This window comes from Pseudomonas sp. NFIX49, assembly GCF_900115915.1.
GTDB classification, from domain to species: Bacteria; Pseudomonadota; Gammaproteobacteria; order Pseudomonadales; family Pseudomonadaceae; genus Aquipseudomonas; species Aquipseudomonas pharyngis.
On record NZ_FOYE01000003.1, the window covers coordinates 232,249 to 250,796 of the forward strand.

Below are 18,548 nucleotides of genomic sequence, written 5' to 3' on the forward strand. Positions count from 1 at the left end.
CTTTTCGAACAAACAAAATGAAAATTTTTCTCAACATTGAACACCTGAAAAACTATAACTTCCCTAGTACATTCATAGAATTCGCGACTACGGAACCTGAAACGAACATTGAACCTTGGTGGTTACTAATATATCAAGAGGGAACAATAAATTACTGGCACAACACGCTAAAAAATCTGTATCCCAACCGCACGTTAGTTCCTTTCGCAAAGTTCAACGCCAATGATGATATTGCTTGCTTTGACGGCGATGATTTATCCGGCAATCCAAAAGTACTAATAATACATGCATATGCTTCAGAGGGGTGGGAGCTTCACGGAGAACATCCTGACTTTAGCGCATGGCTAAAAATAGCAATTGAGACCCATACGGAATGGAATGAAGAAGATTAAAAACTTCCATCTCCAACATCTTCTCCAAACCGGTGTATTCAGTTCTCGCTGGAGAGCGCAATGATTTTCTCAATTGATATCACAGAGTGCTTCGGCGCGATCGACTCCGATAACGCAGGCGGGATCATAAGCTATATCAATATCCCCCCCATCGAAAACCCTCGGGAAAAACTTCACCTTAATCTATCAAACTTCGTACTTAACTTAATCGACGAGCCCGTCATCGCCTCGATCAACAGGCAGAACTCAAATTTTTTGGAGAACATGACCGAAGACGGCTTCCTTGTAATAAGACAAGCCAGTATTTCTTTTGAGGCAATAAAAGGCTACGAAAAATTATTACGACTATTAAACCAAGAGTACGGATATTTGACCCACGAACGCTACGGCCAAAAATTGAACACCGGAGACAAGATCTACGACATCAGCGGAAGACTCTTTTCGAACCCGGAGCTTTTAATTAACTTCGCATTCATTTCACCCAGCACTATAACACTTGAATTTAACTCATCAGACTACACATACATAGAAAGCTACCCCGAGCTTCAAAAATCTTTAGAAAAACTAAATTCAAGAGAAAAACCTACTCAACCACCTCTCACAGGCCTTTTCGACCCCATATATAGCAACACTCATACAGTTAGCAACTTTGACGCTGGCTATCGAATTTACAATAAATAATTACGACGCGATCACAACGGGGAGCAGATTCATTTTTTGTCTAAAAATAAATCTGTCCCATTCCCCTCCAAATTTGAAGGACAAAAATGAGCACCCAGAAGACTATCCCTAGAAAAGTTTGGTGGGGTTTGGAGGCAAAATCATATACAGAGATTGCGCAGGAACTACCTTCGCAGGATGAGTCACTTAGAAAGTGGATCGCAATCCATGCTGTTTATCATTTAAACTTTGAAAATAGATACCCTGGAGAGATTTACTACAAGTTTCTAGAGGATGCAAAAAATTCTAGATACGTCATTATAGAATTCACTCTCCCAATCCACTTTCTCGAAACAAGAGACAGCATTGGCGCCAACGACACAACAATCACAAAGTGCAAAACCATGGAAACAGAGGAAGAAATAAACTCTTTTCTTTATGAAAATAACATAAACCCCGAGCTATTTACGCCCCCATGGACCTGCGAGTACCCGCTAGACTGAACTCAACAAAAATTGACAAATCTGTCTCCTTTTCAAACCCAAAGTCAAAGGGGACAGATCTATTTCTCGTTGAAAAAAAATAAAACCGTCCCTTTTTATACATCTCCACTTTTATACATGAAAAAACAAAATAATATGAGAACAAAACTTAAATACGAACTCCACCCCCTCCGAGTACCAAGTGGATGGACAATCACAATCAACAACCTTTATGAGGTTGATCTCACCCCCGAAACTATTTATAAAAAAAATCGAAGACTTTATGCTTGAAGCATAACAAACCAAAATTTATTTTTCGCTGAAGAAAATAAATCTACCCCCCTTTTTCAACCCCTTTCATACATTATGTTCTTGAAGACAACACCACCACCTTCCTCAGAGCTTGGAGATTCCACTAAATGAAGGTCGTATGTAAATTCAACAACCTCAACCAAGCACCAAATCCAGAAACCGTATCAAGATTAAAAAAACACATATCACTTCCTGATGGCGAATTAGACCTGCAAATAGGAAAAGAATACATTGCCTACGGAATAGAATTTCGGGATAACCAACCTTGGTACTATCTGTGCTCAGAAACCCATGATGAATACCCCATCCCTGTCGCAGCTGACTTTTTCGAAATTGTCGATAGCAGACTTTCGCGCCATTGGAAACTTTGTTTTCTCGCCTTAAAATCAAAGCCAGAAAGCAAGTTAGTTTTCGCTGAGTGGGCTTCAGATATTAATTTTTATGAAAACCTGATTAATGGCGACAAACAAGCCATTGCTATATTTTCCAAATACAGAAAACTCATGGATGCAGAAGAATAGCAATTCCAGAACCATGATTACTTCGTATCGATCAACGCGTCCAAAACCTCATACTTAACCACCACCCGATTCCCATACAACCGCTCCCTCTCCACCAACGCCCCCACCTGCCCCTTCTCCCTCACCTCCCGCCAAATCTCATTCTCCCGATACACCCGCTCCCCCTCCCGCACAAACCGATGCCCCACTTCAAACACGTGATACCGATAAGCCCGCTCCCGATCACACAACAATTCCCCCTCCAACTGCGTCTCCCCCACCTTCAGCTTCAGTTGAAAGCTGCGATCCGTCGGGTTGTGCAGTACCAGGTCGATGTAGTTGTAGAAGATCGCCGCGCCGGAGCCGAATGGCAGGACGCGGCCGTCGTCCGGGAAGGGGTCGAAGCTGTGGTTGGCGCGTTCGATGACGACCAGGGGTGAGTGAATGGCCATCCAGTGGATGAGGTTGCTGAGTTGGCAGATGCCACCGCCGATGCCGGTGCGGGCTTCGCCGAATGAGAGTTCCATGCCTTCGACGTAGCCGCGTTGGCGGGTCGGGCGGCCGACGAGGCGGCAGAAGGAGAAATACTCGCCGGGGGCGATGGTGACGCCGTCGATGGCAGCGACGGCGAGTTTGAGGTTGATGACTTTGTTGTGTTGCAGCGCGAGGTCGGAGTCGCCGAGTTTGCGGATCAGTTTTGAGGTGTGTTTGAGGTAGCGGTAAGGCAGGCGCTCGGACGTCGTGGCAGGCCGCGCGTAGCGTTTGCTCGAGCAGTGCCAGGCAATGTGGCGGAACAGTCTTTTTTGCCACACGCGCAGCCAGTAAAGGGCCGGGTGGTAGAGGGAAAGTGGTTTCATCCTTGGCGAACGGCGCGGGCCGTTGTCTTCCTTGAACTTGAAAGGGCGGCGCATCTTACCGTGGAACCGCGCTTGATCGCCAAGCGCCTCGCCGGTGTTGCAGGCCGTAACAAGTCGCCCGGCCCGGGCGCTCGGAAATTAAGCTTGAACTAAGGTTGCGTCCCTACCATCCGGGCCACAAAGCAGCGGTTCTGTGTGCTGATTGCCGTCAGCAGAACCCTTCAACTTGAAGTGAGCCCGGACCATGAGTGCGATCGATTCCACCTCTAAACAACTGCCCGCCTTCAGTCTTGTATTGGTCAATTACAAGACGCCGGAAATAACCCGGATGTGCCTGGAGTTTCTCCAGCAGTATGTCAAGGAGCATCAAATTCCGGTGTGGGTGGTGGACAACGATTCCGCCGATGAAAGCCTGATTTACTTGCGGTCTCTGGACTGGATCAACTTGATCGAGCGCCCTTCTCCCGGCAAGGAAGCGGGGCATATTGCTCATGGCAAGGCACTTGATCTGGCACTTGCGAAAGTTGAAACCGATTACCTGTTTTTGCTGCACACCGACACTTTCGTTTTTGACAGTACTGTCTTTTCGATGATGATGAACGAGTGCATGCAATCTTTGGATACCGCGGCGGTCGGTTGCGTCGAACAATTGGATCGCGGCGTCCTTAGAGACACCTGGCGTTTGTCTTCGCGTTATTTCAAACACTATTTCCGCCGGGCAAAACAGCATTTCGGGTTGCCGTCCCGAGATCCAAAACCCTACCGGGAAACTCACCTGAAAAGCTTCTGCACCTTGTGGAATGCACGGCTGATCAAGGCTCACGGGCTGCATTTTTCGATGGACGACCGGGTCCCGGGATACACGCTGCAGGATCGTTTAAGCAGCCTTGGCTACGGCATCAAATGCCTCTCGCCGCGGACGATCTTCCGCTACCTGGATCACATCCAGGCCGGCACCGTGGCCGCGATCGGTGGATACGGCAAACAGCACCGCCGCACCACCATGTATCAGGAAACGCTCAAGCGCCTTCAGTTACAACAGGGTATGCGACCCGCCAAATCGTAAGACAATAAAAAAGGGCGACTTCAAAGTCGCCCTTTTTGCATCTGAATTCTTTGGCCTCCACTCCGAGGAGGTGTTCGCCCAGTGTAATGGCCTGGCAATCCATGCACCGGTAAAGAGCCCTGACACTGGGCGAACGCGAAGGATTTTAATGGAAATTGGCGGATATGTCGTCCTGCTTCAACATGAAATTTATGTACTGAAAAGTTAAAGAAAATATTCGTCGATATTTCCCGACAAACTTTCTGACATCACCACCTCGAATACTTCATATGACTGTTCTCATACAATTACTTGTACAAGAACAGCCATTCTGTAGAGTCAATACTCAACTTTCATGCTGACTGGTCACTTTTAATACATCGGTGTAAGTGACCACGACGCTTTGCCCGACTTTCAAATCTTTCAGTTTGGCCTGAATCTCAGGCTTTTCGACGTTGAGGGTTTTCGACTGGCCCGAAGGGTTTTCCAGGGTGACCTGGTTTGTCGCCAAATCAATTTTGGTGATTTTCAACTGGACCTGAACCTGGCGGAAAGCCTCGCCACCGGGGTTGCTGCTGCCCACGGCGTTGCGCAGTTCACCGGTGCGCTCGGTAGAGCCTGGCAGACCTTTATCCACGTCGGTGTCCAGATAAGCGGCGACCGAACGTGTCACCTCGATCTGGACCAGATCCCCCACCTTGAGATTTCCGAGGTTTTTCGCCTTGTCGCTGAGCTGAATGTGCACCTGGCGACCTTCCGCGCCTTCCAGGACCACTTGATGATTGGCCGGGTCAACCGCCAGCACCTTGGTGGTGACCCGGTCGGCCTCGACAGCGGCCGACAGCGGGATATCGGCGGCCATCGCCGAAAGGCTGGCCGTAGAAAGGACAGTGGCAAGTGCTATGGCGTGCGTCAGTGCTTGGAGCTTCATAAGCGATACATTCCCTGTGATGGATGGCAGCACCCATCGCCAACGTGGTCAGCGACGGATGTGCCACTGAGCATAGACGCCCTTCAGGGTTTGTTCCGCGATCGTTGCGCGGTGTCCTGCGCGGTGGACTCGCCACTGGCGGTGCCTTTCCCGGAGCTCTGCCGCTGTTTGGGATCGGTGGGACGCAGTGCGTCGTTGTCGCGCTCGGTTTCACCCGGCGGACGAGGTTCGTCAGGGTGCTCGTTATCAGGGACAGTGTTCATTCCAGGCCTCCTCAGGCTTCGGGGTCGTCGAGTTCCCGCGCAACGTTCATGGCGGGCGAGTCCTTGTGCAGGTCATCGGCCTTGGCTCTGAGAATCTGCCACTGCTCAAGATCGATGGCACCTTGGCCGAGCAAATCGTCAGCAATGCGCTGCAGATCGAAGTAATGGGCATCCGGGGATTGTTGCCAGTACGTCTGATCGTCAAACATTTGCTGCCAGGTCGTCAGGTCTGGAGATTTCAGTTCCTCGCTCATGGATCGGATCCTCGGCCATGTTCCTCGGTAGAGGGGGCATCCTGGACAGAGTTCCAATCGATTCCTTCGCAGGCACGGTGCGTGGAATCAGTACCCGGTCATTTCCAGATAGCCCTGCCCGCCCCGATTGCCGCTCAGGCGCACCGGCCCTTCCCAATACGGAATGCGCAGGTTCATCCAGGCGTCGGGGTTGATTGCATCGAGGGTGATCTGCAGATTCCTCGTCGGGATCTCGATCGACCAACGCACCGGCATCGAACGGCCGGCGACCTTCGCAGTGCCTTGCGGGGTCAGCTTGATCTGCTCGGCGTGCAGGGTTTCGGTCTGGCCATCGGCGGCAATCCACGTGCCGGTCAGGTACGGCGCCCCTTCCTTCTGGCGCATGCGGTACAGCATGACGTGTTCGCCGCCGTCCAGATGCAGGGAGAACCAGTCCCACCCTGTCTGGTTGGCGGTCAGCGGCTGGCTGCTCCATTCGCGGTCGAGCCAGGCCGGGCCGTTGACGGTATAGGTCTGGCCGTCGATCTGCAGGGTGCCGCTGGCCTGGAAAAACGGCTGGCTGTAGTAATACGACGCCTGGCCCTGTTCGGATTTCTGGCTGAAGCCCTTGTCGCCCTGCAACACCAGCGGGCGGCTGGAGGTCAGGCGCAGCTGGTAGCTGAAGTTCTTGTCCCGTGCGCTGAGTTGCAGGTCAGCCAGCGGATCGCTCGCCTGACTGACGAAACGCCAGTCATCGATCCACGCCTCGAACGGCGCCGCACGAACCCCGGCCTGCCCGACACCGCCACGGGCATAACGCTCGGCGGCGTGGTGGACGCTGGCCGAGGTCACCGCTGCATGCCCGAGCCAGATCGTCTGGTTGGCCCAGCCCGGTTGCTGCGGCGAGGCGTTCAGGGCGCTGCGGAATAACGTCCACTGCACGCCGAAATCGTTGCCCTGCGCATCCTTGAGATTGGCCGTCACGTACCACCATTCGATGCGAAAGCCGTCATGGGCACCGTGATCCGCCGGGAAGCTGAACACCCGCCCCGGCACCACCGGCGTAAACGCCTGCGCCTGAGCGCCCATGCCGGCGAAACCCTTCTGCTCCGCTGTGGGGTTGTCGCAACCACCGAGCAACAACGCCAAAAACACCAGCGCAAACCTAATCCTCATGAGCAAACGTCCTCAGCAAGTCCGCCGGTTGCGTGCGGTACAGCGAATACAGCGGCCACGCCGAGGCCAGCAAGGTCGCCAGCAGCGCCAGCCCCATCAGTTGCAGCAACTGCCATGGAAACACCCGCAGCGGCAGACGCCAGCCAAAGGCCTGCACGTTGATCACCGCGTCCAGACACCACGCCAGACCGATGCCCAACGGCAAGGCCAGCACCAGCGTCAGCAGCGCCAACAGCCACGTTTGCCCGAGATTGAGCAGCATCAGCTGCCGCCGCGTCACACCCAGCGCCCACAACGGTGCGAGCTGGCCGAGGCGGCTCTGGCTCTGGGTCAGCAGGCTGATGAACAGCGCCACGCCGGCGACGGCCAACGTCAGGCTGTTCAGCGCGGCGGTCGCGGCGAAGGTGCGTTCGAAGACTTGCACCGACCAGCCCTTGAGTCGCGCCTGATCGACGATCCGGCTGTCATCGAGTTGGAAGCGTGCCTGCAAGGCCCTGAGCAGCGCTGGGATGTTCGACGGGTCGATGCGCAGGTTGAAGCGGTTTGGCGTCAGCTGCGGCCAGCCGCGCAACAGGTGGTTGCTGTTGACCAGCACATGGCCCTTGGGATTGCCGTAGTCGGCGTAAATGCCGACGATGCGCGGCGACCACGACCCGCCCGGCGTGGGAATTGTCAGGTGATCGCCCGGCGTCACTTTCAAGCGACGCGCCAGTTGTTCGCTGAGCATCACCGCGTCGTCCTTGGCCAGCGCCGCCCACGGGTCGTCTCCTCGAGATTCGAGCAACGGCCAGTGCTGGCGATAGTGCGGATGATCGATGATCCCGAACACGTCCGCCGGCCAGCCTTGCAGCGTTACCGAAACCTGCCAGTTGGGCATGATCGCGGTGACGCTCGGTTGCTGTTTGAGCCAGGTGGACAGCTCTCGCGCCTGCGCCGGGTTGCTCGGGTTCAGATAGAGCTCGGCGGTGAGCCGTTGTTCGAGCCAGTCGTTGAAGGTCTGGCGGAAACCGGCGGTCATGCTGCCGGCACCGATGTTCGCCGCCATCGCCAGCAGCAACGCCATCAAGGCCAGACTCAACGCCGGCAATTGTTGGCGGCAGTCGGCGAGAAACCACTGCCCGAGCACCGAGCGGCTGCGCCCGAGCAACCCGTTGAGCAGCGCACTGAGCAACACCGGCAACGCCAGCGCGGCGCCGAGCAACAGCCCCGCCATCAACACAAAACCGCTGGCGAGACTGTTGCCCCACACCAGCGCCGCCAAGGCAATCGCCGCACACACGCCGGCCACCCAACCCTGACGCCGCAACCAGCGCGCATGTTGCTGATGCCAGGCCTGCGGATCCGCCACCGCCAGCAACGGCAGACGCGCCGCCCGCAGCAGGCTATTGGCCCCGGCCAGCAGCGCGCCGAGCAGACTCAAGCCGATGCCGCTGAACCACCACCACGGACTCAGACGCAACTGCCCCGCCACTTCCGCGCCGTACAGACCGCGCAGGCTGGCGGCGACATCCGGCAACAGCACGCTCGCCAGCCAGTAACCGCTGACCACGCCGAACAGCCCGCCGATCAACGCCAACGCGCCGAGCTCAACGATCAGCCAAGCGATCAGCATCCTCGCGCTGACCCCGCAGGCCCTCAAGGTGCGCAGCAATCCCCGGCGTTGCTCCAGTGCGAGACCGATAGCGGCGTGGACAATGAACAACCCAACGATGAACGAGAGAAACCCGAGGGCATCGAGGTTGAGGTGGAAGCTCTCGGTCAGTCGCGCAAGGTTGTTTTCCTCGCCACTGCTCTTGAGCTGCAACTGGCCCTTGAACGCGGCCGGGACGTCGGCGTGAAAATCCTTCGGCAGCAGCAGGCGCGACAATTGATCAGGTTGTTCGAGCACGCGCTGAGCGACGCCGATGTCCACCAACAGCACCCCAGGGGCCATGTCGGTTTGCGCTCGCAGCGGCGGCAGCGTCTGGCCGGATTCGGTGGTTGGCGTCGCACCCTCGGCGAGGTTCAGCGCCCGCAAGGTTTCGGGAGAAATCCAGGTGCTGCCCGGCGGGGTGAAGAATTCGACGACGCGTTCAATCGGCATCGCCTGCCCGGCCACCGCGCTGTCGCCGGGCAACGACACCGGTTCGATGCCCATCAACTGCAGGCGCTGGTTTTCGTGGCCCTTGAGGATCAGGCGCCCTTGCAGCACCGGCGACACCGGCCAGCCAAGGCGCCGCAGGTCGACGAACCATTGTTGCGGGAACGTCGCGCCGTTCGGCGTACTGAGGCTGGCCTGGGGTTCGCCGCCAATCAACTGGCTGGCCCGGGCATAACTGTCCCGCGCCTGACTGTTGAGGGCTTCGACTCCGGTCAACAGACTGGTGGCCAGCCACAACCCGGTCAGCACGCTGAAAAACTGCACCGGATGGCGCCGCCAGTGACTGAGCAGCGCCATCATCGCGTGACGAAAAACCTTCACGTCAAACGACCGCTGGACAGCACCACGCGCTCCGCCAGCCGCGCTGCCACGCGCTGACTGTGGGTGACCATCAGCAAGGTGGTGGGTGTGTCGTCGAGCAATTCCAGCAACAGTCGCAGGACTTCGTCGCTGGTGGCTTCGTCGAGGCTGCCGGTGGGCTCGTCGGCCAGCAGCAATTTCGGTTGCGCCGCCAGCGCTCGGCCAAGCGCGACCCGCTGTTGCTGGCCGCCGGAGAGTTGTTCGGGATAGCGTTTGAGCAATTCGCCCAGCCCCAGGCGCTGCACCAGATGCTGCTGCCAGCGCGGATCATGCCGCCCGGCCAGCCGCGCCTGAAACGCCAGGTTGTCCTCGATCCGCAGGCTGCCGATCAGGTTGTACTGCTGGAACACCAGACCGATTTCGGTGCGCCGCCAGTTGGCCAGTTGCGCCTCGTTCATGCGGTCCAGCCGATGTTCGCCGCTGCTGATGCTGCCGCTGTCGACTTTGTCGAGCCCGGCGATCAGGTGCAGCAGCGTGCTCTTGCCGCTGCCCGACTCGCCCATCAGTGCCAGACTGCTGCCGGGCCTGAGCGTCAGGTCGATGCCTTGCAGCACCGGCAACGGGCCTTGCGGGGTGAGGTAGCTTTTGAAGACGTTTTGAACCTGGAGCATGCCGCCATCCGATCGATCCGTGTCGGCCAAGGATAGCGGATACCGACGCGTTACTGACCCACCGCCACACTCGTCGGCGCTTCACCCGGCGTGACGATGCTGTTCAGGTCGATGTGCTTCCACTCGGGTTTGGCCCCCAGCCGCGCGTTGAAGCGGTAGTTGAAGGTGAATTCATCCGCCGTCGCCACGCTCAGCGGTTTGCCGTACACCGCTTCGATTCCCGGCAGGTCGTAGCCCATCAACTGCAACAGGGTCGGGAAGATGTTGTAGTGACTGGAGCGATCCTTGTTCGTCGCCAGTTGCGCCGACCAGTCGAGTGTCTGCAACTGATCGCCCTGAATCACTACCAGCGGCACCAGCCCTTCTTCCTCCACCGGGTCGCCGCCGCAGTGAGTGTTGAGCCCGGGATTGCCGCGTTCGTGCAGATCCTGGCCGTGGTCGGAGGTGTAGATCAGCAGCGCGTTGTTCAGATTGGCCTGGGCAAACACCCGCGAAAAGAACTCGCCGACATTCCACAGCACCGTGTTTTTGTAGGCATTGCGATACAGCACCCAGTCATCCGGCTGGCCGTTGAAGCCGGTGCGTTCACCGGTGTCGGCCACTTCTGTGAACTGCCCGCGGGGCAAGGTCGGGCGGTAGGCCATGAAGGCGTCCGGGTATTTGTCGTGTACCGGGAAATGCGCGCCGACCTTGTTGATCAGCACCAGCTGCGGTTTACCGTCGTTGAGCAGTTCGATCAGCTTGGCGGCGGCAGCCATGTCGCGGTCGCGCACGCTGGTCTGGTCGAATTGCACGAATTCGTCGATGTCCTTTTTCTCGGCATCGTTCATCAGGTTCTGCAGGTTGCCGCCGGTGCGCTGAGCGTCGATGTAGACCGTGCGCAGGCCGGCCTTTTTCGCGTACTGCCAGATCGACGGCAGCGTGCTGTTGATCCGCATGTAGTCGGCGCGGGTGCCACCGTAGCGCAGGGTGATGTTGGTGTCGGCGCTGCAATTGGCGATAGACGCCGCGTAGCCGTAATTGAAGATCTCGACGCCCGGACGGGCCTGCTTGAGGTTGCTGTGCACGCCGAACGGCGCGTTGATGTCCAGGTAATTGCCGGAAATGCTCTCGTCGATGATCAGCACGATGTCGTGGCCGACCGCCGGGCCATTGCGCGCCAGGGTCACCGGCTCACGCGGACCGACGGTGTTGTGCAGCGCTTCGTAGCCGAACAGGTTCAGATAGGCCAGCGGCGTGTACATGATCGGCAACCCGCGCGCGCCCTCCCCGGCGCGCACGAACAGTACGGCGCTGAGCAGCAACACACCGCACAACGGCGCAGCGATCCGCAAGGCGTTGGGCACCGGGATCGTGTGCCGGGGCTTGAGACCGATCCCGAACAACAGCAACAACCCGTTGAGCAGCCCGTGGATGATCGCCCCCCGGTACTGATACGCCGCTTCCTGGATGAAGCCGCCGGAGTACACCAGTGAGACAAAACTGCTGTAGGTCAGGTAATCGGCGGTGACCCTCGTGTAAACATCGAAGAACACCGCCGAAACAAACAGGGTTAATGCGAACAAATGCCGAATGAAAGTCTGACGTATATAGGCTGTCAGTAATAATGCGAAAGTCAGCGTCAAAAACATCGCGCCAAAAAGAAGTACTGCCAAACCAATACCCATCGCATTTAAACGGTCAAGGTAATATTCGGAATAAAGCAATAGATAAATAATTAAAAGCAGTTCTTTCAGATATCGAAACATGGCAATTCCGGAGTGCGTCCGACGAGAGGTTGTCAAGGGTTTGTCGGTCAAAATCTGACACTAGCACCGGGCCATTAAAGCGCAAGAAATGTCGGACATAATCAAAAAGCGTCAAAAAAACGTTGACTCAAATCTGACACACCCAAGTCGTTAAAACCCTTGTAATACGTGGCCTACGACCGTTTATCGTTTTCTTCGAACACGTCAAGAACGGGACAAATCCAGCTACAGCAAGCACTTGATGGCCTTTCGCCCCCAAAAATGGGGGTGTTATACCCTTGCAACATGTCATTTTGCTGACACGCTTTTCCCACGCTGCGCTATACCCCTTTTGACAGTTCCATTTTCAATCTTCCATCACCGTCTTACGAGGCACGCCAATATGGACGTGAGCGTATTTGGTACGGGCTATGTTGGCCTGATACAAGCAGCCGCACTTGCCGATGTCGGACATCGCGTATTGTGCGTCGATATTGACCCGAACAAGATTAAACAACTGCAACAGGCGGTACCGCCTATTAGCGAACCGGGTCTTTCGGCAACTTTGGAAGAAAACATCAAGGCCGGGCGTTTATTGTTCAGCACCCAGGCCAGCGATGCGGTGGAACACGCCGAACTGATCTTCATCGCCGTGGGTACGCCGGCCGACGAAGACGGCTCCGCCGACCTCAGCCATGTGCTCAACGTGGCGCGGCAGATCGCAAGCTTCATGGAAGACGATCGCACGTTGATCATCAAATCCACGGTGCCGGTCGGCACGGCCGATCAGGTGCTGCACACCGCCGAAGAAGAACTGCAACGGCGCGGCAAAAGCGCTCTGGCAGTGCGGGTGGTGTCCAACCCGGAATTTCTCAAAGAAGGCAGCGCCCTCGCCGACTGCATGCGGCCGGACCGGATCATCGTCGGCACTCGCGACGACCTGGCCCGCGAGCAGATGAGCGAGCTGTACGCGCCGTTCTGCCGCAACCACGAAAAACTGATGTTCATGGACAACCGCAGCGCCGAGCTGACCAAGTACGCGGCCAACGCCATGCTCGCCACCCGCATCAGCTTCATGAACGAGCTGGCCAACCTCACCGAACTGCTCGGCGCCGACATCGAAGCGGTGCGCAAGGGCATCGGCTCCGACCCGCGCATCGGCTATCACTTCATCTACCCGGGCTGCGGCTTCGGTGGCTCGTGCTTTCCCAAGGACCTGCGCGCCCTGCTGCACACCGCCGAACACAACGGCATGCCATTGAAACTTCTGCGCAGCGTCACCGACGTCAATGACGCGCAACGGCACATTCTGTTCAGCAAACTCAGGGCGCAATTCCCTCAAGGCCTGGCCGGCAAGTCGATCGCGATCTGGGGCCTGGCGTTCAAGCCGAACACCGATGACATGCGCGAAGCCCCGAGCCGTTATCTGATGGAGGCGCTGTGGGCCGAAGGCGCCAGCGTGCAGGCCTACGATCCGGAAGCGATGTCCGAGTGCCGGCGCATTTACGGTTACCGCAATGACCTGCACCTGTGCGCCACCCGCGACGACACCCTCGAGGATGCCGACGCACTGGTGATCTGCACCGAATGGAAGAATTTCCGCGTGGTGGATTTCGAGCTGCTGGCCAGCAAGCTGCGTTCCAAAGTCATCATCGACGGACGCAACCTCTACAACCCGGAACAAGTGGCGGCCGCCGGCCTGCACTACAGCGGCATCGGTCTGCGCCACATCGCGCCTGACGGGTTGCGGCCATGAAAATCCTCGTCACCGGTGCGGCCGGGTTCATTGGTGCTCATTGCGTGCTGCGGCTGGTGCGCGACGGGCATCAGGTGATCGGCCTGGACAATTTCAACGGCTACTACGATCCCCAGCTCAAGCACGATCGGGTGGACTGGGTGCGCAAGCAAATTGGAGATTTCCAGCTTGCCACGATTGATCTGGCCGACGCGTCGGCGCTGCAAGCACTGTTCAGCAGTGAACGACCACAAGTGGTGGTGCACCTCGCGGCGCAGGCCGGGGTGCGCTATTCGCTGGAAAATCCACGGGCCTATCTGCACAGCAACCTCGATGGTTTCCTCAACATCCTGGAATGCTGCCGCCAGTACCCGGTCGAGCACCTTATCTACGCCTCGTCCAGTTCGGTGTACGGCGCCAACCAGCGCACACCGTATTCGGTGCAGGACGGCGTCAATCACCCGCTGTCGCTGTACGCCGCGACCAAGAAAGCCAATGAATTGATGGCCCACAGCTACAGCCATCTGTTCGGCATCGCTTGCACCGGGCTGCGCTTTTTCACGGTCTACGGGCCGTGGGGCCGGCCGGACATGTCGCCGATCCAGTTCGCCAAGGCCATCAGCGAAGGCTCGCCGCTGAAGCTGTTCAACTACGGCGAGCATCAGCGCGATTTCACCTACATCGACGACATCATCGAAAGCATCGCACGCCTGATCGAGCGGGCACCCCGGGCCAATCCCGAGTGGAACCGCGAACAACCCGACCCGGCCAGCAGCATGGCGCCGTGGCGCTTGTTCAACATCGGCGGCCAGCACCCGGTGGCGCTGAAAACCTACCTCGCCCTGCTGGAAAAACACCTCGGCCAGAAAGCCGTGGTCGATCTGCTGCCGCTGCAACCGGGCGACGTACTCAATACCTGCGCCGAGGCCAGCGACCTGGCCCAGGCCACCGGGTTTCAGCCCCGGATAGAGCTGGATGAGGGACTGGGGCGGTTTGTCGCCTGGTTCCGCGATTACTACCCCACTGCCTATCGCCCACGCGCCGTTCGCGGCTGAACATCAGCGGAGGACTCCATGACTGGACTTGAGAAAGGTATACCGATCCAACAACTGGTGCGTGACAAACGCATGGATCCGGAACAGCGAATGCGCCTCGACGCGGCAATCCACCGCCAGGGCCAGGGCTGGATGACCGGTCGAGAAGGTGGCCGGCCGTGGCAACTGTCGCGCACCAATCGGGTGGTCGCCTGTCTCGGCGCCCTGATGATTCTGCTGATGATTTCGCCGCTGCTGATCGGTCTGGCGCTGGCCATCAAGTTCACCAGCAAAGGCCCGGTAATGTTCGTGCAGAAACGCACCGGCTATCGCGGCCGCAAGTTCGGCATGTACAAGTTCCGGACCATGGTCGCCAACGCCGAAGAGCTCAAGGAGTCGCTGCGCCACCTGAACAAGCACGGTGCCGACGCCATCGACTTCAAGATCGACCAGGACCCGCGCATCACCGGGATCGGCGGCTTCCTGCGGCGCACCAGCCTCGACGAGCTTCCCAACCTCATCAATGTAGTGACCGGCGACATGCGCCTGGTCGGCCCTCGTCCGACCTCGTTCAACACCTACCGCTACAAGGACAGTCACCTCGCTCGTCTGGCGATCTACCCCGGCATGACCGGCCTGTGGCAGATCTCCGGACGCAGCAATATCGACTTCGACCAGCGCGTTGAGTTGGACCTCAGCTATATCGCCGAGCAGAGCCTACTGCTTGATCTGAAGATTCTGTTGAAAACCCCCTTCAAAGTATTCAGCGGCCACGGAGCAAGCTAATGGACGGTTCAACCAACAAAAGCCTGAGCATCGCCAGCCCCAGCGAGTCGAACCTGACCTCGACCGTGCTGGACCTGGATCTGCGGATCCTGTTCCTGACCGCCGCCAACCCCGGCGCCGGCACCACCACCAGCGCCCTGGCCATGGCCAGTCAACTGGCGCAGATGAGCAGCGGCCAGGTGCTGTACGTCGACGCCAGCCAGTCGGCGAGCAACCTGACCCAGCAACTGAACCTGAGCAAGGAGCGCGGCCTGCGCGACCTGTTGTTCAACCCGGACAACCCGCCGCTGTTGCAGGACTGCGTGGTGCAGGTGTCGAGCCTGCCATTCCACGTGCTGCCCAACGGCCGGCCGATCCGCACCCTGGAACACCTGACCGCCGAGCGTCTGAGCCCGTTGCTCGATCAACTGGGCAGCCAGTACCGCTTTGTGGTGATCGACGGCGACGCGGTGTATTCGGCGGCCGACACGCTGGTCATCAGCACCCAGGTCGACGGCGTGGTGTTCGTGGTACGCGCCGAAGACACTCGCTGGGAAGTTGCCCAGGCGGCGGTCCAGCGCTTGACCCAGGCCGGGGCGAAAGTGGTCGGCAGCGTGTTCAACCGACGCAAGTACTACATGCCTAAATGGCTCTACAAAAACCTGTAAGCAACCGCAAAGGATGACGCCATGAACGCCAGGATTCTTGTGCTGCTGATGCTGCCGCTTGCAGGCTGCTCGAGCACCTCCGAAACCCAGAACATGCCGGTGAATATTCTCACCGCTACCCCGGCCAACGCCCAGGCCACCGACATGCCGAAGGTCGAGCAGACCCTGCGCCCGCAGGATGTGCTGGACGTGATCTTCCACATCAGCACCAGCGGCTCGGACGCTTATCGCGTGCAGTCGGGGGACCAGATCGGCCTTAACTTCACCGCTGCCAGCCAGCTCAATGGCAACCAGTTGGTGCTGCCGGACGGCACCATCGAACTGCCGGGCGCCAACACCTCGGTGAAAATCGCCGGGCTGACCAGTGAAGAAGCGCGCCAGGAAATCCAGCGCGCCTATCAACGCAAACAGTTGTTCCAGCCCAACCGCAATCAGTTGACAGTGCAGATCATCAGCCCGCTGACCAACGAGCAGAACCTGAAAAGCGCCCTCAACCACCCGGCCACCGGCATGAGCCGCGAGATCACCGTCGGCACCGACGGCTACGCGAGCTTCCCGGAAATCGGCGCGGTGCCGCTGCAAGGCATGACCGTCAACCAGCTCGAAGCCTTCCTCAACAAGAAGTACGCGCAACTGCCGGGCCGGATGACCGTGGACGTACTGCTCAAGTCCACCGCCGGCAACGAAATCTACGTGCTGGGTGAGGTCGGCCAGCCGGGTTCCTATCCGATTCGCCGGCCGGTGTCGGTGCTTGAGGCGCTGACCCTGGCGCGCGGCACCAACGTCAAAGCGCGGCTCGATTCGGTGGTGATCATGCGCCGCAACGGCAATCAGGTGCAGGCCGTGCGCTACGACGTCGAGAAAGCGTTGTCGGGCGAGGCGCCGCAAATCGCCTACCTGCAACCGGATGACATGCTGTACGTGCCGAAAACCAAACTGGCCAGCGCCGGCGAACTCGCCCGGCAACTGGCCGACGTGGTGCTGTTCCAGGGTGTGGGCTTCAGCTTCGGCTACCGCGTCGACAACAAAGACAGCAACAACAACTGACTCTCAGGTGACCGATCATGAATCCAAAGGAAAATTACCTGCATGAGTTCTTCAGGATCTTCTTCGCCAACAAGCAACTGGTGAAACGGGTCTTCCTGATCTTTGCAGTGATCGCGCTGGTGCTGCCGCTGCTGCTCAAGCAGACCTTCGATATCACCGCTCAGGTGATCGTGCAGTCGAAAAAACTTTCACAGGGCGACGCCACCACGTCGCTCACTGTGGACAACGCCACCTTCATCCCGCCGTCGCTGGCGGACATGGAAACCGAGAGCAACATCCTGCGTTCGCCGGCGCTGATCCGTCAGACCATCAGCGAACTGCGCGACAAGGGCGAATACACCCCGTCGCCCGGGATGTTCAACAAGTTGGTGAGCGAGCCGTTCAAGCGCTACATCAGTTCGCCGCTGCGCCAGTACGTGATCAACCCCGTGCGCAACACCCTGGGGCTTGAGACCGATCCGGTGCGTGACACCGCGCTCGATGCGCTGACCCAGGATGCGATAGACAGCCTGAAAATCGAGACCCTGCCTGGCTCCAACGTGATCTCGATCATCTACAGCTTCCCCGATCCGCATCAAGGCACGACCTTCGTCTCTGCCCTGTTGCAGAACTATCTGGTGAGCCGTCAGGCGCTGCAATCGATCGACCTGCCGCAATCGTTCTACGAAACCAAGAAACACCTGTATCAGGTGAGTCTCGATGGATTGGAAGGCAATCGCCAGGCGTTGCTGGAAAGTGTCGGTGCGTCGGATCCGAAGGAGGAAATCACCTTCCGCCTCAACGCGATCAACACCGAAGAGCAGGCGCTGAACCTGTATCGCGACCGCCTGCTGCAAAGCCAGCGCTGGCTCGAGTACCTGAAGACCGCGCTGGCCGCCGCCAGTAACAGCAAACTTAACGACTACACCTTCCCCTACACCTTCACCACCACGGTCGACAACGTGGCGTTCGAGGACCGGGAAATCAAACAGATGGGCGAGCAACTGACCACCCAGGTCAGCCGCTACATGAACGATCTGGCGGTGTTCCAGCCCAGCAGTGAACCGATGTTGCTGACCCGCGAGCAGATTGCCCGCACTCGCCAGCAGTTCCTCAAGGTGGTGAGCAACCGTATCCAGGAACGCACCAACGATCTGGCGGTGGTCCAGCAGGTGATCGATCAGAAAACCGCGCGCATCGCTGAGTTCAAGAACCGTATCCGCGAGCTGCAGCAAACCCAGAGCAAGCTGCGGCAGATGGATACCGAGATCGATGCCCTGCACGCCGCGTTCTCGACCTACGCCCAGCGTTTTGCCGAAAGCAGCACCACCCGCTCGCTGAGCGATGACCTGTCCAACGCCCGGGTGTTGAGCCCGCCGTTCGAGCCGACCGAAGCGGCGTTTCCCAAACCGATGCTGATCATTCCGTTCGGGTTGTTCACCGGTCTGTTGCTGGCGATTGCACTGGTCTACGTGCGTGAGTTCTTCGACCACCGCTTCAAACACCCGGCGCAAATCAGCCACGAGCTGGGCCTGCCGGTGCTGTTGGTGATCAACGATCAGAACGCGCAACCGAGCAACCCGCACAAGAACTGGACCGTGCCGAGCTTCGTACACTGGGTGCGCAATTGA

Annotated in this window: 19 protein-coding genes; 11 read left to right on the forward strand and 8 right to left on the reverse strand. The window is 58.1% G+C overall.

Going from position 1 to position 18,548, the window contains the following annotated elements; genetic code table 11:
- The first annotated feature begins 17 nt into the window (after positions 1-17).
- The 4 genes from BMZ46_RS09285 to BMZ46_RS09300 all read left to right on the forward strand — a co-directional run bounded on the left by BMZ46_RS09285 (position 18) and on the right by BMZ46_RS09300 (position 2,367).
- Positions 18-392, forward strand: coding sequence for a hypothetical protein (locus tag BMZ46_RS09285; protein WP_074687766.1), 375 nt, complete (start codon positions 18-20; stop codon positions 390-392).
- Positions 393-452: 60 nt separating this feature from the next.
- Positions 453-1,073: a hypothetical protein gene (locus BMZ46_RS09290; protein ID WP_074687765.1), complete on the forward strand. Its 621-nt coding sequence runs from the start codon at positions 453-455 to the stop codon at positions 1,071-1,073.
- Between the two features lie 86 nt (positions 1,074-1,159).
- The gene (locus BMZ46_RS09295; protein WP_074687764.1) at positions 1,160-1,555 is read left to right on the forward strand and encodes a hypothetical protein; all 396 of its coding nucleotides are present in this window, start codon (positions 1,160-1,162) and stop codon (positions 1,553-1,555) included.
- A 398-nt stretch (positions 1,556-1,953) separates the two neighbouring features.
- A complete protein-coding gene (locus tag BMZ46_RS09300; protein WP_074687763.1) occupies positions 1,954-2,367 on the forward strand; it encodes a hypothetical protein in 414 nt (137 codons plus the stop codon).
- A gap of 17 nt (positions 2,368-2,384) precedes the next feature.
- Here the strand turns inward: BMZ46_RS09300 and BMZ46_RS09305 are convergent, their stop codons facing one another.
- Positions 2,385-3,203, reverse strand: a complete 819-nt coding sequence (locus BMZ46_RS09305) for a VanW family protein (RefSeq protein ID WP_074687762.1) — start codon at positions 3,201-3,203, stop codon at positions 2,385-2,387.
- 244 nt (positions 3,204-3,447) lie between these two features.
- On the opposite strand from BMZ46_RS09305, the gene BMZ46_RS09310 reads away from it, so the two are divergent.
- A complete protein-coding gene (locus tag BMZ46_RS09310) occupies positions 3,448-4,269 on the forward strand; it encodes a glycosyltransferase family 2 protein (protein ID WP_064595252.1) in 822 nt (273 codons plus the stop codon).
- 325 nt (positions 4,270-4,594) lie between these two features.
- On the opposite strand, the gene BMZ46_RS09315 is transcribed toward BMZ46_RS09310, so the two are convergent.
- The 7 genes from BMZ46_RS09315 to BMZ46_RS09345 form a co-directional block, all read right to left on the reverse strand.
- Positions 4,595-5,179 carry a hypothetical protein gene (locus tag BMZ46_RS09315; protein WP_039767783.1) on the reverse strand — a complete coding sequence of 195 codons (585 nt, stop codon included), beginning with the start codon at positions 5,177-5,179 and terminating at the stop codon, positions 4,595-4,597.
- 83 nt (positions 5,180-5,262) lie between these two features.
- A complete protein-coding gene (locus tag BMZ46_RS09320; RefSeq protein ID WP_039767781.1) occupies positions 5,263-5,442 on the reverse strand; it encodes a hypothetical protein in 180 nt (59 codons plus the stop codon).
- Positions 5,443-5,453: 11 nt separating this feature from the next.
- Positions 5,454-5,696, reverse strand: a complete 243-nt coding sequence (locus BMZ46_RS09325; RefSeq protein ID WP_074687761.1) for a hypothetical protein — start codon at positions 5,694-5,696, stop codon at positions 5,454-5,456.
- 87 nt (positions 5,697-5,783) lie between these two features.
- Complete coding sequence (locus BMZ46_RS09330) at positions 5,784-6,851, reverse strand: lipocalin-like domain-containing protein (protein ID WP_074687760.1); 1,068 nt, start codon at positions 6,849-6,851, stop codon at positions 5,784-5,786.
- Positions 6,841-9,312 carry an ABC transporter permease gene (locus BMZ46_RS09335; protein ID WP_074687759.1) on the reverse strand — a complete coding sequence of 824 codons (2,472 nt, stop codon included), beginning with the start codon at positions 9,310-9,312 and terminating at the stop codon, positions 6,841-6,843. The genes BMZ46_RS09330 and BMZ46_RS09335 overlap by 11 nt, the downstream gene beginning before the upstream one ends.
- Positions 9,309-9,962, reverse strand: coding sequence for an ABC transporter ATP-binding protein (locus BMZ46_RS09340; RefSeq protein ID WP_074687758.1), 654 nt, complete (start codon positions 9,960-9,962; stop codon positions 9,309-9,311). Before BMZ46_RS09340 ends, BMZ46_RS09335 begins: the two co-directional genes overlap by 4 nt.
- Before the next feature lie 50 nt (positions 9,963-10,012).
- Entirely contained in the window at positions 10,013-11,710 is a 1,698-nt protein-coding gene (locus BMZ46_RS09345; RefSeq protein ID WP_074687757.1) for a sulfatase-like hydrolase/transferase, read from the reverse strand.
- A 382-nt stretch (positions 11,711-12,092) separates the two neighbouring features.
- Here BMZ46_RS09345 and BMZ46_RS09350 point away from each other — a divergent pair, with 382 nt between their 5' ends.
- From BMZ46_RS09350 to BMZ46_RS09375, 6 genes are read left to right on the forward strand one after another with little or no spacing between them, the layout of a single operon-like run.
- Positions 12,093-13,445, forward strand: a complete 1,353-nt coding sequence (locus tag BMZ46_RS09350) for a UDP-glucose dehydrogenase family protein (protein ID WP_074687756.1) — start codon at positions 12,093-12,095, stop codon at positions 13,443-13,445.
- Entirely contained in the window at positions 13,442-14,479 is a 1,038-nt protein-coding gene (locus BMZ46_RS09355; protein ID WP_074687755.1) for an NAD-dependent epimerase, read from the forward strand. The genes BMZ46_RS09350 and BMZ46_RS09355 overlap by 4 nt, the downstream gene beginning before the upstream one ends.
- 18 nt (positions 14,480-14,497) lie before the next feature.
- Positions 14,498-15,244 (forward strand): sugar transferase, encoded by a 747-nt coding sequence (locus BMZ46_RS09360; RefSeq protein WP_039767766.1) that lies wholly within the window; start codon positions 14,498-14,500, stop codon positions 15,242-15,244.
- A complete protein-coding gene (locus BMZ46_RS09365) occupies positions 15,244-15,891 on the forward strand; it encodes a CpsD/CapB family tyrosine-protein kinase (RefSeq protein WP_039767764.1) in 648 nt (215 codons plus the stop codon). The genes BMZ46_RS09360 and BMZ46_RS09365 overlap by 1 nt, the downstream gene beginning before the upstream one ends.
- Positions 15,892-15,912: 21 nt before the next feature.
- On the forward strand, positions 15,913-16,938 hold the full coding sequence (locus BMZ46_RS09370; RefSeq protein WP_064378938.1) for a polysaccharide biosynthesis/export family protein: 1,026 nt from the start codon (positions 15,913-15,915) through the stop codon (positions 16,936-16,938).
- Positions 16,939-16,955: 17 nt separating this feature from the next.
- Positions 16,956-18,548, forward strand: coding sequence for a GumC family protein (locus BMZ46_RS09375; RefSeq protein ID WP_074687754.1), 1,593 nt, complete (start codon positions 16,956-16,958; stop codon positions 18,546-18,548).

Bases quoted from the DNA above. Each gene is read 5' to 3' on its own strand.
- BMZ46_RS09285 (WP_074687766.1), top strand. From the start codon at position 18: ATGAAAATTTTTCTCAACATTGAACACCTGAAAAACTATAACTTCCCT.
- BMZ46_RS09290 (WP_074687765.1), top strand. From the start codon at position 453: ATGATTTTCTCAATTGATATCACAGAGTGCTTCGGCGCGATCGACTCC.
- BMZ46_RS09295 (WP_074687764.1), top strand. From the start codon at position 1,160: ATGAGCACCCAGAAGACTATCCCTAGAAAAGTTTGGTGGGGTTTGGAG.
- BMZ46_RS09300 (WP_074687763.1), top strand. From the start codon at position 1,954: ATGAAGGTCGTATGTAAATTCAACAACCTCAACCAAGCACCAAATCCA.
- BMZ46_RS09305 (WP_074687762.1), bottom strand. From the start codon at position 3,203: ATGAAACCACTTTCCCTCTACCACCCGGCCCTTTACTGGCTGCGCGTG.
- BMZ46_RS09310 (WP_064595252.1), top strand. From the start codon at position 3,448: ATGAGTGCGATCGATTCCACCTCTAAACAACTGCCCGCCTTCAGTCTT.
- BMZ46_RS09315 (WP_039767783.1), bottom strand. From the start codon at position 5,179: ATGAAGCTCCAAGCACTGACGCACGCCATAGCACTTGCCACTGTCCTT.
- BMZ46_RS09320 (WP_039767781.1), bottom strand. From the start codon at position 5,442: ATGAACACTGTCCCTGATAACGAGCACCCTGACGAACCTCGTCCGCCG.
- BMZ46_RS09325 (WP_074687761.1), bottom strand. From the start codon at position 5,696: ATGAGCGAGGAACTGAAATCTCCAGACCTGACGACCTGGCAGCAAATG.
- BMZ46_RS09330 (WP_074687760.1), bottom strand. From the start codon at position 6,851: ATGAGGATTAGGTTTGCGCTGGTGTTTTTGGCGTTGTTGCTCGGTGGT.
- BMZ46_RS09340 (WP_074687758.1), bottom strand. From the start codon at position 9,962: ATGCTCCAGGTTCAAAACGTCTTCAAAAGCTACCTCACCCCGCAAGGC.
- BMZ46_RS09345 (WP_074687757.1), bottom strand. From the start codon at position 11,710: ATGTTTCGATATCTGAAAGAACTGCTTTTAATTATTTATCTATTGCTT.
- BMZ46_RS09350 (WP_074687756.1), top strand. From the start codon at position 12,093: ATGGACGTGAGCGTATTTGGTACGGGCTATGTTGGCCTGATACAAGCA.
- BMZ46_RS09355 (WP_074687755.1), top strand. From the start codon at position 13,442: ATGAAAATCCTCGTCACCGGTGCGGCCGGGTTCATTGGTGCTCATTGC.
- BMZ46_RS09360 (WP_039767766.1), top strand. From the start codon at position 14,498: ATGACTGGACTTGAGAAAGGTATACCGATCCAACAACTGGTGCGTGAC.
- BMZ46_RS09365 (WP_039767764.1), top strand. From the start codon at position 15,244: ATGGACGGTTCAACCAACAAAAGCCTGAGCATCGCCAGCCCCAGCGAG.
- BMZ46_RS09370 (WP_064378938.1), top strand. From the start codon at position 15,913: ATGAACGCCAGGATTCTTGTGCTGCTGATGCTGCCGCTTGCAGGCTGC.
- BMZ46_RS09375 (WP_074687754.1), top strand. From the start codon at position 16,956: ATGAATCCAAAGGAAAATTACCTGCATGAGTTCTTCAGGATCTTCTTC.